This is a genomic window from Falsiroseomonas sp. E2-1-a20, assembly GCF_051433195.1.
GTDB lineage: Bacteria > Pseudomonadota > Alphaproteobacteria > Acetobacterales > Acetobacteraceae > Falsiroseomonas.
The window spans coordinates 71361-86213 of sequence record NZ_JBHMFT010000021.1 but is presented as its reverse complement, the minus strand read 5'-3'; the positions used below and the strand labels follow the sequence as shown (position 1 = coordinate 86213).

Sequence of the window (14853 nt, the reverse complement as noted above, 5' to 3'; positions counted from 1 at the left end):
CGAGACGGATGATCTCGAGCTTCTCGTGGGCCGTATACCTCATGTGCGCTCGTCAACAGCCGCGTTCATCGAGGACGATGCGGATCTTGTCCTCGGCCCAGTGGTGCTTGCGGGTGGCGCGGCGGATGTCACGCCCCCTCTCGGCCGGGTGGCGCCAGAGGTCAGGGCGGCCGTCGTTCAGATGGACGTCGACCGATCTGCATGAAACCAGGCGCGTGTGAGCCACGAGTTGGACGGGTGCCGACGATCATCGCAAGCTGTCGCAGCAGGATCCGTAACGCCGCTGAACCTGATTGTCGCACTGCCGGTTCCACTGCAGATTGTGGTCGCGCTTGGTTGGCAGTCGCGTAACCAGCCTATAGCGTTGCTCGACCAAACTCAGGGGGCATCGCTGATGGTCGGTAACCAGGGTCGTCGCGCTTTTCTGGCGAGCAGCATGCTGGCAGGCGCCATGGTGACTGGGGCGGAGGCGCAACCCATCGCTGGGGGTCGACCGGTGCGGCTCATCGTCCCGTTCCCACCAGGGGGCGCCATCGATATCCTGGGCCGGTTGCTGGCGGACCGGCTGGGCCCGGTGCTCGGCCAATCCGTGGTCATCGAAAACCGAAGCGGCGCCGGCGGCATGATCGGCAGCGATGCTGTCGCGAAGGCGCTCCCCGATGGAACCACCATCGGCATCGTCGGTGTTGCTGTGCTCTGCGCGGCTGAGTTTCTCTACACTCGCCTGCCGTTCAACCCGAAGACCGACCTGGCGCCTGTCACGCAGATCACGGACGGCGCGCGGCTCTGTGTCGTCAACGCGGAAACCGCCGCGCGACGAGGCTGGACCGACTTCCGCGCGCTGATCGCCTGGGCCAAGGCCCATCCGGACGAGGTGAGCATGGCTTCGTCTGGCGTCGGTACCTCAAGCCACCTCACCATCGCCGCCGTGAACCAGGCGGCCGGGGTGCGGATTCTGCATGTGCCCTACCGAGGCGGCGGGCCCGCGATCAACGACCTCGTGGCGGGGCGGATCGACATGATGTTCGATTCGCCACCAGCCTTGATGCCGCTGCTTGAGCGCGGCGCGGTGAAGGCGCTGGCCGTCAGCACCAAATCCCGCCAGTTCTTTGTGCCGGACGTGCCGGGCATGGGTGAATTCGCCGATCTTGGCCTGGGCGATTTGGACGTGGATACCTGGAACGCGGTGATGACCCCTGCTGGTACTCCGGCGCCGGTCATCGCCCGGCTGGCGGCAGCCATCCGCATCGCCGCCACGCAATCCGACCTGACGGAACGGTTAAGGCCACTCGGCTTTCGCACCGTGCTGAGTGAGTCTCCGGAGGCTTTGGCGCGACTGATCCGCGACGATACGCCGCGCTGGCAGAACATCGTGCAGGCGTCCGGCGCGAAGCTGGATTGATGCGATGCGAGGTACCTTGGAATCGCCTGCCATGTTCTCGAACCAGCCAGCGCCGGATGTCGGCCTCGCGGCAGCCTTGTTCACCCGCATCCATGAAGCAACGCGCGACCCACGCGGTGGCGTGACCCGGGAAGGCTATGGGCCTGGCGAACAAACGGCGCATGACATCGTGCGGGAGGTTGCCGAAAAGGCGGGGTTGGTCAGCCGTGTTGATCCTGCCGGCAATCTTTATCTCACCTTGCCGGGCAGCGATCCAACTGCAAAGCGCATCGTCATCGGCAGCCATCTCGATTCCGTGGCGCAGGGTGGCGATTACGATGGCACGGCGGGCGTGCTGGCGGGGCTTGCTGTTGCAGTCGGCTTGCGTAACGCCGGCGTCACCCCCCGCCGAACCATTGATGTGATGGCTATCCGCTCCGAGGAGGGCGGTGCCTGGTTTCCAACGCCTTTTCCCGGCAGCCGCGCGGCGCTGGGGTTGATGGAGCCCGAAGCCCTGGCCACGCCGCGGATGGATGGCAGCATCACGTTGGAACAGGCCATGCGCCAATCCGGCTTCGATCCCGATTGGTGCCGCGCCGGGCATCGCGAATTGGGGCCGGACAATGTGGCCGCCTACATCGAACTGCATATCGAACAGGCGCGGGTGCTGGAGGAGGAGGGCTGCCCGGTCGGAGTGGTGTTCGGCCTTCCTGGAAATCGTCGCCACCGCTTCGCGCGCGTGATTGGCGAGTACAACCATTCCGGCGCCACGCCGCGGCGGCATCGGCGCGATGCGGTGCTTGCGGCGGCGGAACTTGCGCACCGGTTGGAACAAGCCTGGATCCGGCTGGAGGAGGAGGAAGGCCTGGAACTGGTGGTCACCTTCTGCGTGTTCGAAACCGGCCCGCAAGCTGGCTTCGGCAAGGTGCCGGGCGAATTGTCCTTCAAGCTCGATGTGCGAAGCGGTCAACAGGTGGCACTGGATCGCTTCTACGAGGAGCTGCACGCGCTGGTCGCTGAGATTGAGGCGCGACGTGGTGTCCGGTTCGACCTGGGTGCGGAGCAAGGACGTGCGCCTGTGCCGATGGACCCGGCGTTGGTGGATGCCCTGGCAGGCGCAGCAGAGGATGTCGGTGTTCCGTATTGCCGCATGCCGAGCGGCGGCGGGCACGACGCGCAGAGCTTCGCTGCTGCTGGGATTCCTGCTGGCATGCTGTTCGTGCGCAGCCAGAATGGCAGCCACAACCCCAGCGAGGCGATGCTGATGGAGGATTTCGAGGCAGGCTGCCGTGTGCTCATGCGCTGGGCGATGGCCGCTGCTGCCTAAGTGATTGAGACCCGGTCTGCGTCAGGAAAATCATGATTATGGCGAAGCTGCTATGGTCCGTAGGCAGTCTGCTCGTGATGCTCGGCATGGCGGCCCTCGTCTTCGGCTGGGACACGCTGCTGTGGTTGCCAACGGCGGCCGTCGACATGGCCAAATCCAACCCGGAGACCTACGGGATCATCGGCGCCGGGGCAGTCCTGATGGCATTGGCCCGCCTCCTGGGGCGGCGGGAATGACCTTCTGAACCAGTGCGCCCCTGGATTTGCCCGCTCCTCAACTACTGAGCGAGAGGGGCAGCAGCGTCAGTCGCAATCGAATGACGAGGCTTATCGCCTGACACGTTCGGCCTTCGCCATCTCGTCGATCGCGTGAACGGTCTCCACCAGTGTCGGGTCAGCATCCGCCATGACCGGGACCCCACCGTCGATTAACGGCGCCACAACGATCTTCCTGCCTGGCCGGTGGCGGCATGCCAGCGGCACCCGCACCGTCACGCCTACGGCAGCGACCTGACTTCTCGCGCCAAGACCTTGCGCCGCAGACCCATCGGCTTACGATCCACACGTCGAGGGAGGGCCTAGCCATGCAGCGGCGACAGCTTCTAAGTGCGGCCACGGCCGCGGCTCTGGGCCTGCCGCGGCTGGCGCTTGCCGCCTGGCCGGTCGACCGGCCCGTCCAGGTTTTGGTCCCAGGTCCGGCAGGCGGCGGGATGGATATGTTGACCCGCGCCATCTTGCCCTTCGTCCAGCGCCGCCTGCCCGGCGCAAACCTCGTCGTCATCAACCGCCCGGCGGCCGGCGGTCAGCAGGCCTTCGAGGGCATTGCGCAGGCGGTGCCCGACGGCTTCACCATCGGTGCTGCGCAGGCTCCCAACTCCATCACACTGCCGATCGAACGGCAGGTGCGTTACCGGGTGCGGGATTTCACATTTCTCGGCAATGTCCTCGAGGATCCCTGTGGCCTTTGGGTCCGGGCGAACAGCCCGTTCCGCGGCGTCGCAGATCTCGTCGCCGCCGCTCGCGCGCGCCCAGGACAGATTGCAATCGGTACGGCCGGGATCGGCAGCGATGACCATTTGCTGCAGCTCTCGCTGCAGGAGGCGACGGGCACGGAGTATTTGCACGTCCCTTTCAACGGAACACCGCCGATCATCACCAACTTGCTGTCAGGAAGCATCGACGTCGGCTCCTTCAACATGAGCGAGGGCTTGGGGATGATGCGTGACGGCACGATCCGCGCACTGGCGCAGGGTGGTCCTGAGCGCTGGGCGGCGACCGGCGCCATACCGACCTTCCGCGAGCAGGGCTTCGCCGTCCTCGGCGGCTCCACCCGCGGCCTCGTCGCACCACCGAATCTTCCCTCCGAGATCAGCGAACCGCTGCGCGCCGCCATCGCCGGAGCGAACGCGGACCCGGAGTGGATCGCGGAAGCCGAGCGCCTCAACCTGCCCCGCCGTGCCATGAGCGCTGCCGACCAGGAGAGGCTGTTCCTGGAGGAGGATGCGCGACTGCGCGCACTCTGGGCGCGGAAGCCCTGGCGCGACTGATGTCCGGACCTTGTTGGAGATGAACGCCGTGACGCCACCCGAGAGAATGCGTGCCCTGCTGGCCGAGCCTGGGTTCGTTGCGATGCCGGCAGTTTGGGATGGACTGACGGCCAAGCTGACCCATGCCGCCGGGTTCAAGACTGCTTTCCTCTCCGGCTCCTGCGTGGCAGCGAGCCGGCTGGGCGGGCCCGACTTGGACCTGATCTCCTTCGCCGAGATGCTGAACAGTCTGGAGATGGTCCGCGGTGCGGCACCAGATCTGCTGGTCCTGGCCGATGGCGACCACGGCTATGGGAACCCGATGAACGTGCAGCGCACGGTTCGTGCTTACGGCCGCGCTGGTGCAGCAGCCGTGTTGATCGAGGACAAGATCACGCCGCGGGCGCTGACCGCGGACGGCAAGCCCTGCATGCCGCGAAACGAAGTTCGGATGAAGATCCGCGCCGCGGTGGAAGCGGCCAAGGACAGCGGCATTCTGGTGATGGCGCGGACGGATTGCAGGCCCACAGCCGGGATTGAGGAAGCGGTGGCCCGGATTGAGATGTATGTCGAGGAAGGCGCGGATATCCTCTTCCTGGACAGTCCGAAGGATGAGGAGGAGGTGCGACGCGCCGTTGCCGCGTCGCAGGGACGGCCGCACTTCGCGGTGCTCTCACCGGGAGCCCAGCGTGAGACGCCGACGCAGAAACGTGCCGCGGAACTCGGCCTGAAGATCGGCACCTTTCCCACCGGCATGCTCTCCCCGGCAATTTCGAGCATCAAGGCCGGCCTGGCGGCTATTGCAGCCGGTGAGTCGGAGGCAAAGAACTCTCTCTCGCCGAAGGAGCTGCGCGAGTCACTTGGCTATGGTGACTATGATGAGCAGGCCAGGCGGTTTGTGGTTCAGCGCTGAGCGCATCCACCATGCAAGCTCGGCACCTGGTCCTTGTCGTTCATTTGCCGTTCGATAGTGTACGGCCATGTTGGACGCAATCAACATGCGCTGGATGAACACGCGCTGGAACCCCTGCTGCGCGAGGGGCTGATCATCATGGCCGGCCCATGGTGGGATATCGGCGCCGGCCACCATCCTGCCGTGCGCTCGTGATCCTGCCTCCTGAGAGGAACGCCTCGACCATGCCCCGTCCCGGCCGCCGCGCATTGATGTCAGCCGCCGTCCTGGCCCCGTTCGTGGCGCAGGCGCAGCCGGCCTATCCTACCCGCCCCGTCCGCGTCGTCATTCCCTTCGGGCCCGGCGGCGGCACGGACAACCTCGCGCGCATCATCGAGATCGGCGTCGGGCGCGTGCTCGGCCAGACGCTGGTGATCGACACCCGGCCGGGTGGCGGCGGCGTGATCGGGACGGAGGTCGTGGCGCGGGCCGAACCCGATGGCCAGACAATCCTGCGGGTCGATTCCAGCTTCGCCATCAACCCCGGGTTGATGCCGCGCCTGCCCTACGATCCCTTGCGGGACTTCATCCCGGTCTGCCTGCTCGCCTCAGGCTACGCCAGCCTGCTTGGCGTCGAGATCGAGCGCTGGACGCGGGTGATCCGCAACGCCAACATCAAGGTGGATTGAGGCGATGGCCGATCTCGCAAGCATGGTCGCCGCCGCATTGTGTGGCGAGGAGATGCAGGAGCATCTCGAGGAATTCGCCCGGCGCGTGAAGCTGAGCGGGACACCGGAGGAGGCGGAGAGCTTCGCCTACCTTCAGCGGCGCATGGAAGAGTATGGCTTCCGCACGACGCTGCTGCACCATCCGGCCTTCATCAGCCTGCCCGGCCCGGCCCGTATGCTGGTCGACGGGAGGGACATACCCTGCATCACGCATTCCATGTCCCGCTCCACCGCGCCTGATGGCCTGACGGCGGAGATCGTGGACGTCGGCGATGCCGCGGAGGCGCAGTTCCGAGGTCGCGATCTGCGCGGAAAAATCATCCTCGCCGATGGCATCGCCAGCCCGGCGGTGGCCATGCGTGCGGCCAAAGCCGGCGTGCTCGGCAGCATCCATGTCAGCCCGAATGAGCACCTCTATGAGATGTGCATCTCGCCCGTCTGGGGCAGCCCCTCGCAGGAGACGGTCGGGAACATGGCGGTCACCACGGCCGTCACGATCAGCAACGCGGATGGCGCCGCGCTACGCGCGCGGCTCGCGCCGCTGCTGACGGCGACGATCCATGCGCAGGTGGACACCGGCTGGCGCGAAACGCCGATCCTGGTCTGCGACATGGACGCACCCGGCGCCGCGGATGCGCCCTTCATTTTGTTCTCTGGCCATCACGACACTTGGTACCACGGCGTGATGGACAATGGCGCGGCCAATGCCACGATGATGGAGACGGCACGTGCCTGCGCGGAACATCGAGAATCCTGGAAGCGCTCTCTACGCGTCTGCTTCTGGTCGGGACATTCGCATGGCCGCTATTCCGGTTCCTCCTGGTATGCAGATGAGCATTGGGCCGAGCTCGAGGCCCGCTGCGTCGCGCATGTGAACGTGGACAGCACCGGCGGCAGGGATGCGGTGGATGTCACGCAGACCGGCTCGGCCACCGAGCTCTGGTCGCTTGCGGCGGAGGCGATCTCCGCCCATGCGGGGCAGGACTACAAGGGCAAGCGCAGCGGGCGGTCCGGCGACCAGTCCTTCTGGGGCATCGGCGTGCCGGCCATGTTCGGCACGCTCAGCGGCCAGCCTGCCTCGGCTGGCGGCATGCGAAATGCGCTCGGCTGGTGGTGGCACACGCCGCACGACACGATCGACAAGGTCGATCCGGAGAAGCTGATGCGGGACACGCGGATCGTCGCGCATGCCGTGTGCCGCCTGCTGACCGACCTGCACCTGCCGCTCGACTATGCGTGCCATGCCGCGGCCCTGCGGGCCGAGCTGGAGGCGATCGCAGCGAGGCTTGGCACGCGCCTCGACCTGTCGGGGCTGATCGAGGCAGCGCGGCATCTCGAACGCCGCGCCGCGGGCGGACCCTTCCCGGATGCGACGCTGATGCGTGTCTCCCGCGCTCTCGTGCCGATGGACTACACCAGCGGCGACCGCTTCGTGCATGATAGCGCCCTGCCGCACCAGCCCTGGCCCGTATTGCAGCCCCTGCGGGCTCTTGCGGCGTCCACGCCGGGGACGGAGGAGGCGCATCTGCGAACGGTCTCCGCGCGTCGGGCGCGCAACCGGGTGGCCCATTCCGTCAGCCAGGCCCTGGGCGCCCTCGGCGCCTAGCGGGTCGATCCCATCCTGCCCGGGGTTTCCTTCGGGCCCTCCTCACTGAAGGTGTCGCCATGGCCGAGCTGCTGCTGACCAATCTCCGCCTCGCCGATGGCAGCAGGCCGCGCATTGCCATCGCGGCCGGCCGCATCGCAGCCATCCTGCCGCCCGACGCGCCGGGCCCGGCGGATACGCAGGTGATGGACCTCGGCGGAGACCTGCTCCTGCCAGCGCTGGTCGATGGGCATATGCACCTGGACAAGACCCTGTTCGGCCTGCCCTGGCAGCCGCACGCGGCGGAGCCGTTCCGGCAGAGCCGCATCGACACCGACCAGCGCCTGCTGCCGAGCCTGCCTCTGCCAACTGGCGAGCGCGCCGGGGAGCTGATCCGTCGCTGCGTCGCCCATGGCACCGGGCACATCCGCACCCATGCCGACATCACCCCCGCCTTTGGCCTGGCGGCGCTTCAGGGCGTGCTGGCGGCCAAGCAGGCCCATGCCCATGCCGTGACGGTACAGGTCGTCGCCTTCCCGCAGGCAGGGGTCATGCGCCAGGGCGGCGCGCCGATGCTTGAGCTGCTGGATGCCGCGATCGGAGAAGGAGCTGACCTGGTTGGCGGCATCGATCCCTGCGAGGTGGATCGCAACCCTTCCGGCCAGCTCGACGGCATCTTCGCCATCGCCGCGAGGCGTGGCGTCGGCATCGACATCCACCTGCACGAGCCAGGACAGCTCGGGCTGTTCAGCCTGCAGGAAATCTGCGCGCGGACCAAGGCGGGCGGCATGCAGGGCCGCGTCACCATCAGCCACGGCTTCTGCCTTGGCGGCATTGGTGAGTCGCTGCAAAAGGCGGCGGCCGCGCTGATGGCGGAGGCGGGCGTCTCGCTCGTCACGCATGGCGCGGGCGGTGCAACCTTGCCGCCGCTGATGCTGCTGCGGCGCGCCGGGGTGCGCGTGTTCTGCGGCAACGACGATGTGCGCGATACCTGGAGCCCCTATGGCAACGCGGACATGCTGGAACGCGCCGCCATCATCGGCTGGCGCGAGGATCTGCGGACCGATCCCTTGCTCCAGGAGTTGTTCGACATGGTCTCCAGCCAGGGAGCCGCGGCGCTGGGCATCGCCCCCTACGGCATAGTCGAGGGCAGTCCGGCGAACCTGTTCAGCCTTCCGGTCGAGAATGTGCCGGAGGCCATCGGTGGCCACCCGCCACGGCGCAGTGTCTTCCATGCCGGCCGGCTTGTCGCGCAGGATGGGGCCTGGATGGGCTGACGTGACGCGGGAGCCTCCGCGCTTCCTCGCATGTTCAGCATGGGAACTACCAACTCGTCTGTGTACGGCAGTAATGGTGACGACCTGATCTGATGCCTCCGCAATCCGGCGAAGGGCAACTGAGCTAAGCGCTGGTGGCGATCCGGAAATGCATCGAGGCGCAGTAGCTGACGTTTCCGGCAAGCCGTGGAGGCGAGCGGTCACGCAGGCTGAACAGCGACCGCTCGCATCCACGCAGCAACACGATCGAGCATCTCGTGAAGGATTTCCGCATCGGTCCGCCCGGACCTCACCAGGACATGGAACGCGTGGTCAGCCTGCTCCGACACGGCCAGCGTCGCCCGTTCCCTTAGATTCGCGATTGCAGGCCGCGGGTGCGCCATGTCGGCGAGGGCATCGCGCGTTCCCTGAAAAATCAGCATCGGCACGCTGATCCGCGCAAGATGATCTGCCCGATCGGTGCTCGGCTTGCCCGCCGGGTGCAGCGGGAAGCCCAGCAAGACCAGTCCCGAGAGATCCGGCAGCGGTGCCTCCGCCTGTGCCTGCGACGTCATGCGACCGCCAAAGGACTTCCTTTCGGCGAAGAGCGGCACCTTGGGCAGCCGCGCCCGCGCCGCATTGACAGCAGCCTGGACTGTCGCCTGCGCGAGCGGCGGCCGATCTGGACGCTTGCTGCCTGCCTACCTGATGCGGATGACCCGGGAGCCGACCCCGTGAAGATCGCCACCTTCAACATCAACAACGTGAACAAGCGCCTGCAGAACCTGCTCGACTGGCTCGGGGAGGCTCGGCCCGACGTTATCTGTCTGCAGGAACTCAAGGCGGCGCAGAATGCCTTCGCGACCGAAGCGATCAGGGCGGCGGGCTACCACGCGGCGTGGGTGGGGCAGCGGACCTGGATCAGGGTGGCAATCCTCGCACGTGATGTCGAGCCTGTCGTGACCCGCCGGATCCTGCCCGGCGATCCGAAGGACCTGCAGAGCCGGTACATCGAGGCAGCCGTTGGCGGCGTCCTCATCGGCTGCCTCTACGCGCCGAACGGCGATCCCCAGCCTGGCCCGAAGTTCGCCTACAAGCTGGCCTGGCTCGAACGGCCGATTGCCCATGCCGCGACCTTGCAGCAGGCCGGGATCCCGGTTGCGCTCGCTGGCGACTACAATGTCGTCCCCACGGATGCAGACATCTATCCGTCCAGGTCCTGGGCGAAGGATGCACTGCTGCAGCCCGAAAGCCGAGCAGCTTTTTTCCAGGCTGCTTGCGCAGGGCTGGACCGACGCGATCCGCGCAGCGCATCCAACCGGACCAATCTACACCTTCTGGGACTACAAGCGCGATCGGTGGCGGCGCGATGCGGGTTTGCGGATCGACCACATCCTGCTCAGCCCGGCGCTCAGCGACCGGCTGAAGACCGCGGGCGTGGATCGGGACGTGCGAGGCCGAGAGGGAGCGAGAGACCACGCGCCGGCGTGGGTCGTGCTGCGCCCGGCAGGCGGGCGGGCGGGCGGGCGCGGCAGGACCGCAAGCGCTGACGCTTGCAACCTTCGCCGCCATGCATCGCCACTGCCGTGCAAGATGCGAGCCCGATCCTCCCTCCCGTCCTGCCATCCGAACCACCCTCAGGTGCGGAAGCGGCGGAAGGCGCCCTCCCGCCTCTGCCTCAACGAGGTCTCGCCGACGCCACGGGTCGCCGCCGCAGGGTAGTGGCTACAGGTGCCGGCCGCTATCTACCAGCAACGATGTGCCTGTGGTCAGCCGCAGATGCGTCACTGCCGCGACCACGGCGAGCGCCACGTCATCGGCCTGGCAGACGATCTTCAGCGGGGTCAACTCCGCCTGCTTCAGCACCGCCTCCCGGCTGCGGCCTGGCACGAAGCCGGTATCCACCGCGGCGGGCGAGATGCCGATGACGCGGATTTCCGGCCCCAGCACGCGCGCCAGCGCCAGGCCCATCGTGTCCAGCGCCGCCTTCGAGGCGCAGTAGGCGATGCTGCTGCCGAGCCCGTTCACCCCGGAGAGGGAGGAGATGTTGACGATCACCGCGTCTCCGCCGCGCCGCAGCAGCGGGGCGAAGGCGCGGATGGTGGAATAGGGGCCGCGGACGTTGGTGATCAGGATGCGGTCAAAGGTCTCGTCATCCAGCGCCTCCAGATCCGCATGCGGCACGGCCCGCGTGGTGCCGGCCGAATTCACCAGAACATCGGCCCGGCCTAGCTTTGCCTCCACCTCCGCCGCCGAGGCGCGGATCGCGTCGCTGTCCGCCATCGGCAGGTACAGCGCGATGTGACCGCCGCCGGGCAGTTCCGCCGCCAGGGCCTCCGCCCTGTCGCGGCCGCTATTGTAGCCGATGGCGATCGTCGCCCCGAGTTCCGCCAGCCGCCGTGCGGAGGCCGCGCCGATGCCGCTGCTGCCGCCGGTGATCACCGCGACCTTGCCCTGCAGCCCGTAGGGACCCAGCGCCCCCTGGTTCAATCCGGTCATCCGCCTGTTCCTCCTGCTGTCCCGGCTGGCCGTCAGGTTCAGCGCGGCCAATCATTGCGGTCTCGCCGCAAACCCGGCGGCGAGGAAGCTTTTGAAGCGGGCAACCGGATCCATCTCCGGCCAGCGCTCGATCGTCCATGGCCTTTCGTGCCTGCCACAGGACGCGGCGGACGTGGCTGGTCCAGTACGTGCACCGGCGCGGCGCGACTCAGTTCTGGATGGTGATGCCCTTGGCGCGCACCACCTCGCTCCAGCGCGCCAGGTCACTTTCCATCACGGCCCGCAGCGCGGCGGCGTCGCCGGCCACGGGTGTCGCGCCCTGCTGCACGAAGCGTGCGCGGGTTTCGGCGTGCGCGAGCACCTTGTCGAGTTCCTGCTGGATGCGCCGGACCAGCACCGGGTCCATGCCCTTCGGGCCGAGCATCCCGTACCAGAAGGAATAGCTGAAATCGAAGCCCTGTTCCTTCGCCGTCGCGACATCCGGAAGGGAAGGAATGCGCCCGCCCTGGGTGCCGATCGCAATGGCATGCGCACGACCCTCGCGCACCGCGCCCATCACCGTGGCCGGGGCCGCGATCAACAGCCCAATGCGCCCGGCCAACAGGTCGGTGAAGGCTGGTCCCATGCCGCGATAGGGCACATGCGTCATGCGGATGCCGGCGAGATCCTGCAGGTATTCCGTGTACAGATGCGGCGAGGATCCCGCGCCCATGCTGCCGTAGAAATTCGCATCCGCGGGCTTCCCGCGCACGCTGTCCACATACTCCCGCAGCGTCCGCACCGGGGAATTGCCGGGTACCACGAAGACCGTCGGGTAGTCCACCAGCAGCGAGATCGGCGTGAAGTCCTGCCGGATGTCGAAGCCGAGGTCAGGATAGAGCGGCGGCGCCGTCGCCAGCGAATTGTCGGTCAGCAGCAGCGTCGTGCCGTCATTGGCAGAGCGCACGACATTGGTCCAGCCGACCACGCCGCCGCCGCCCGAGCGGTTCTCCACCACCACGTTGCCACCGGTCTCGGCGGAAAGCCGCGTGGCATAGACACGGGCCACGAAATCCGAGGTGCCGCCGGGCGGATAGGTAATGACGATGCGGACCTGGCGGTTGCCGGGCCAGGCGGCGTTCTGGGTGTTCTGGGCGCGGACAAGGCCCGGCGTGACGAGGGTGGCCGCGGCGGCGGCCAGCATGGTGCGACGCTTCATGATTTTTCTCCCTGGGTGGTGGGCTCCGCCTTCGGCGGCTTCGGCTTCGGGCGCTGCGTCGGACGCCGGATGGTGCACATCCAGCACATGGTCATAGTACCCTGGCGGAGGCGAGGCGCGCGCCTTCCGCCAGGCTGGCGAGCTTCGCCCAGACCACATCCGCCGAGACGCGGCCGCGCCCGGCGGAGGTGTCGAAGCCGCAATCGGTGCCGGCCAGCAATCGCTCCGGCGCGCCGATGCTGTCCGCGATGCGTTCCAGCCTTTCCGCCACCACTTCCGGATGCTCGACGAAATTGGTCAGCGTGTCGATGACACCGGCCACCAGGATCTGCTCCTCGGACAGCGGCATCTGGCGGAACACCTTGTGTTCATGCGCATGGCGCGGATTGGCGAAGGGCAGCACGAAGCCGCCGACGCGCAGCGTTCGGATCACCGGCCAGATATCGGCGAAAGGCACGTCGCGGTCATGCGGTGCCTCATAGTTGCCCCAGCAGACATGCAGGCGGATGCGGTCCTTCGGCAGATCGGCGATGGCCGCGTTGATCGCGGTGACCGCACGTTCGCAGAAGCCGAGGAAGTCCGACAGCGGCAGGTCCTGGTAGGCGCCATGGCGCTCCAGCGCCAGGTCCGGGCAATCGATCTGCAGGGTGTGGCCGGCATCGAGGATCGCCCGGTATTCCACCCGCAGCGCCTCCGCCAGCGCGGCGAGGTAGCGTTCCTCGTTGTCGTAGTGGCGGTTCTGGACCACGGCGGCGACGATGCCGGGCGAGGGTGCGGCCATGAAGGCCTCGGCGAAGCGGCCCTGCGCGGGGGCGAGCGCCGCATCGAATTCCGCCAGCTCCGCCGCCATCGCCGCCTGACCGATATAGGTGATGGGCGCCACGGCGCTCGGCAGGTGGCTGGTGACGCTGGCGGCCTCCTTCCCGGAGACGGCGGCGGTGAAGTCCGCCTTGAATTCCGGATAGGCCTCGACATCGGCGAAGCCGCCGCGCTTGCTTTGCCCGCCGAGACCGGTCAGCCGGTCGCGCAGGTACAGCACGAAGGATTCGCGGCCCTGCTCGCCGTTGTTCGGGATGTCGATGCCGGCGGCGATCTGCTTCGGCACGATCGCGGCGACCGCGGCCTGCGCTGCCGCGGCAAGCTCACCTTCATCCACCGGCTCGCCACGGGCGCGACGCGCGTGCAGGCGGGTCAACGCGCGGGGACGCGGCAGGCTGCCGGTATGGGTGGTCAGGATACGGTCCGTGCTGCGGCGCATCTGGCTGGCTTTCCCCTCTGTCGCTTTGCAGTTCACTCGCGGAGCATGGCGAACCTTTGGCGCCGCGGCATGGGATCAGCAAATGGTTATGGCGGCAAGGCAGGGTGACCTGTAGCCGGTTCCATGGAAATCGGGTCTGCCGGAACCGGCCAGGCGCTCGGGCTCCAACAGACGGAGACGGCCAATCCGGCACTATCTCCACCTCGGAAGCTGGCCGGCCGCCCGACCAACGGCCGATCCTGCCGCGGCGACCGGCCCTCGCGGCAGTGGCGTGCTGGATTCTTGCCACCGATCGAATGAAACAGCGTTGTCAGTCCTACAGGCCCGATTGGCCGGCAGGAGTGAACGAATGAACGGCCGTCAATTCACCATTGCGCAGTCCTCGACAGTATCCGCTCGCGAAAAGGACGTCCGCAGGCGACTGGAAATGATTGCGCGCGTCCTCGACAGCAGGTGGCGCATCCCGGGTACCGGCATCCGGTTCGGCGCGGATGCCGCGCTGAATCTCATACCGGGCCTCGGCTTGATAGCCTCGAAGGGCGTTTCGGCCTACCTGATCCTGGAGGCGCGGCGCCTGGGTGTGCCGCCGGGAATGCTGCTGCGCATGATCGGCAACATCGGCGTTGACGCCTTGATCAGCGCGGTGCCCGTTGCCGGCTGGATCGGCGACGTCTTCTTTCGCGCCAATCTGCGCAACATGGCACTCCTGCGGCAGCACCTCGACCGGAAACCTCGCCCGGCCGACTGACGGGCAGTCCGGTCAGGCAGGCGGAATCGTTCTCGCAAGCACCCGTGGCACTGTCAGGTGGAACCAGGTGTCCGTGTCCTGCGGCGTCGGCATCCCACGCCGGTTCAGCGCCTTCGCCACGGCCGCTTCGCCCAGGACACCCTCGGCATGCACCAGCCCGACATCCAGCACCGGGCGATGCGCCACCTGCGCCGCCGGCTCCCGCCCGGCCAGAGACGCCGCAGCGGCACACCATCGCCGCGTAGCGCCGTCATCCTGACCCACGCGAGGCGCTGCTTGCCTGTGACACAAGACTGGCACACATTGCAGCCAGCCTGACGCTAACGCCCTGGAGAAACGCGGCGTTTACGAGATCCGGCTTGGGCATCCTGGCGCCCCAACCCGCCGGCCCGCGAAGGGGTGTTTCCACCGGTTTTTGCGGGTCGGAGTCGCTCCGAAGGGGCCAGGCCCGGGTGG

General features: G+C 67.5%; 15 protein-coding genes and 1 pseudogene. 11 read left to right on the top strand and 5 right to left on the bottom strand.

Annotated features, from left to right (window positions below):
• From ACFHPP_RS21855 to ACFHPP_RS21815, 9 genes are all read left to right on the top strand, one after another.
• Positions 1-205, top strand: a 205-nt coding sequence (locus ACFHPP_RS21855; protein WP_437165357.1) for a hypothetical protein, incomplete at its 5' end; no start/stop codon positions are given.
• A gap of 12 nt (positions 206-217) precedes the next feature.
• The gene (locus ACFHPP_RS21850; RefSeq protein WP_437165356.1) at positions 218-1402 is read left to right on the top strand and encodes a Bug family tripartite tricarboxylate transporter substrate binding protein; all 1185 of its coding nucleotides are present in this window, start codon (positions 218-220) and stop codon (positions 1400-1402) included.
• Positions 1403-1433: 31 nt separating this feature from the next.
• The gene (locus ACFHPP_RS21845) at positions 1434-2708 is read left to right on the top strand and encodes a Zn-dependent hydrolase (protein ID WP_437165355.1); all 1275 of its coding nucleotides are present in this window, start codon (positions 1434-1436) and stop codon (positions 2706-2708) included.
• 38 nt (positions 2709-2746) lie between these two features.
• Positions 2747-2944 carry a hypothetical protein gene (locus ACFHPP_RS21840; RefSeq protein ID WP_437165354.1) on the top strand — a complete coding sequence of 66 codons (198 nt, stop codon included), beginning with the start codon at positions 2747-2749 and terminating at the stop codon, positions 2942-2944.
• Positions 2945-3417: 473 nt separating this feature from the next.
• Complete coding sequence (locus tag ACFHPP_RS21835) at positions 3418-4254, top strand: tripartite tricarboxylate transporter substrate binding protein (RefSeq protein ID WP_437165353.1); 837 nt, start codon at positions 3418-3420, stop codon at positions 4252-4254.
• 19 nt (positions 4255-4273) lie between these two features.
• Positions 4274-5146 (top strand): isocitrate lyase/PEP mutase family protein, encoded by an 873-nt coding sequence (locus tag ACFHPP_RS21830; RefSeq protein ID WP_437165352.1) that lies wholly within the window; start codon positions 4274-4276, stop codon positions 5144-5146.
• 224 nt (positions 5147-5370) lie between these two features.
• The gene (locus ACFHPP_RS21825) at positions 5371-5814 is read left to right on the top strand and encodes a Bug family tripartite tricarboxylate transporter substrate binding protein (protein WP_437165351.1); all 444 of its coding nucleotides are present in this window, start codon (positions 5371-5373) and stop codon (positions 5812-5814) included.
• 4 nt (positions 5815-5818) lie between these two features.
• Positions 5819-7459 (top strand): M28 family peptidase, encoded by a 1641-nt coding sequence (locus ACFHPP_RS21820; RefSeq protein WP_437165350.1) that lies wholly within the window; start codon positions 5819-5821, stop codon positions 7457-7459.
• 59 nt (positions 7460-7518) lie between these two features.
• Positions 7519-8715 (top strand): amidohydrolase, encoded by a 1197-nt coding sequence (locus ACFHPP_RS21815; protein WP_437165349.1) that lies wholly within the window; start codon positions 7519-7521, stop codon positions 8713-8715.
• A gap of 200 nt (positions 8716-8915) precedes the next feature.
• Here ACFHPP_RS21815 and ACFHPP_RS21810 read toward each other — a convergent pair.
• Positions 8916-9374, bottom strand: a pseudogene (locus ACFHPP_RS21810) (alpha/beta hydrolase family protein); the annotation flags it as partial.
• A gap of 54 nt (positions 9375-9428) precedes the next feature.
• Between ACFHPP_RS21810 and ACFHPP_RS21805 the strand changes: the two are divergent.
• On the top strand, positions 9429-10244 hold the full coding sequence (locus tag ACFHPP_RS21805) for an exodeoxyribonuclease III (RefSeq protein ID WP_437165348.1): 816 nt from the start codon (positions 9429-9431) through the stop codon (positions 10242-10244).
• Between the two features lie 175 nt (positions 10245-10419).
• Here the strand turns inward: ACFHPP_RS21805 and ACFHPP_RS21800 are convergent, their stop codons facing one another.
• The 3 genes from ACFHPP_RS21800 to ACFHPP_RS21790 form a co-directional block, all read right to left on the bottom strand.
• Positions 10420-11193 (bottom strand): SDR family NAD(P)-dependent oxidoreductase, encoded by a 774-nt coding sequence (locus tag ACFHPP_RS21800; protein ID WP_437165347.1) that lies wholly within the window; start codon positions 11191-11193, stop codon positions 10420-10422.
• A gap of 208 nt (positions 11194-11401) precedes the next feature.
• The gene (locus tag ACFHPP_RS21795; RefSeq protein ID WP_437165346.1) at positions 11402-12391 is read right to left on the bottom strand and encodes a Bug family tripartite tricarboxylate transporter substrate binding protein; all 990 of its coding nucleotides are present in this window, start codon (positions 12389-12391) and stop codon (positions 11402-11404) included.
• A gap of 91 nt (positions 12392-12482) precedes the next feature.
• On the bottom strand, positions 12483-13649 hold the full coding sequence (locus ACFHPP_RS21790) for a cobalamin-independent methionine synthase II family protein (protein ID WP_437165345.1): 1167 nt from the start codon (positions 13647-13649) through the stop codon (positions 12483-12485).
• A gap of 349 nt (positions 13650-13998) precedes the next feature.
• Here ACFHPP_RS21790 and ACFHPP_RS21785 point away from each other — a divergent pair, with 349 nt between their 5' ends.
• Positions 13999-14397, top strand: coding sequence for a DUF4112 domain-containing protein (locus ACFHPP_RS21785; protein WP_437165344.1), 399 nt, complete (start codon positions 13999-14001; stop codon positions 14395-14397).
• A 12-nt stretch (positions 14398-14409) separates the two neighbouring features.
• Here ACFHPP_RS21785 and ACFHPP_RS21780 read toward each other — a convergent pair whose 3' ends face one another.
• Positions 14410-14661: a hypothetical protein gene (locus ACFHPP_RS21780; RefSeq protein ID WP_437165343.1), complete on the bottom strand. Its 252-nt coding sequence runs from the start codon at positions 14659-14661 to the stop codon at positions 14410-14412.
• Positions 14662-14853 lie beyond the last annotated feature (192 nt).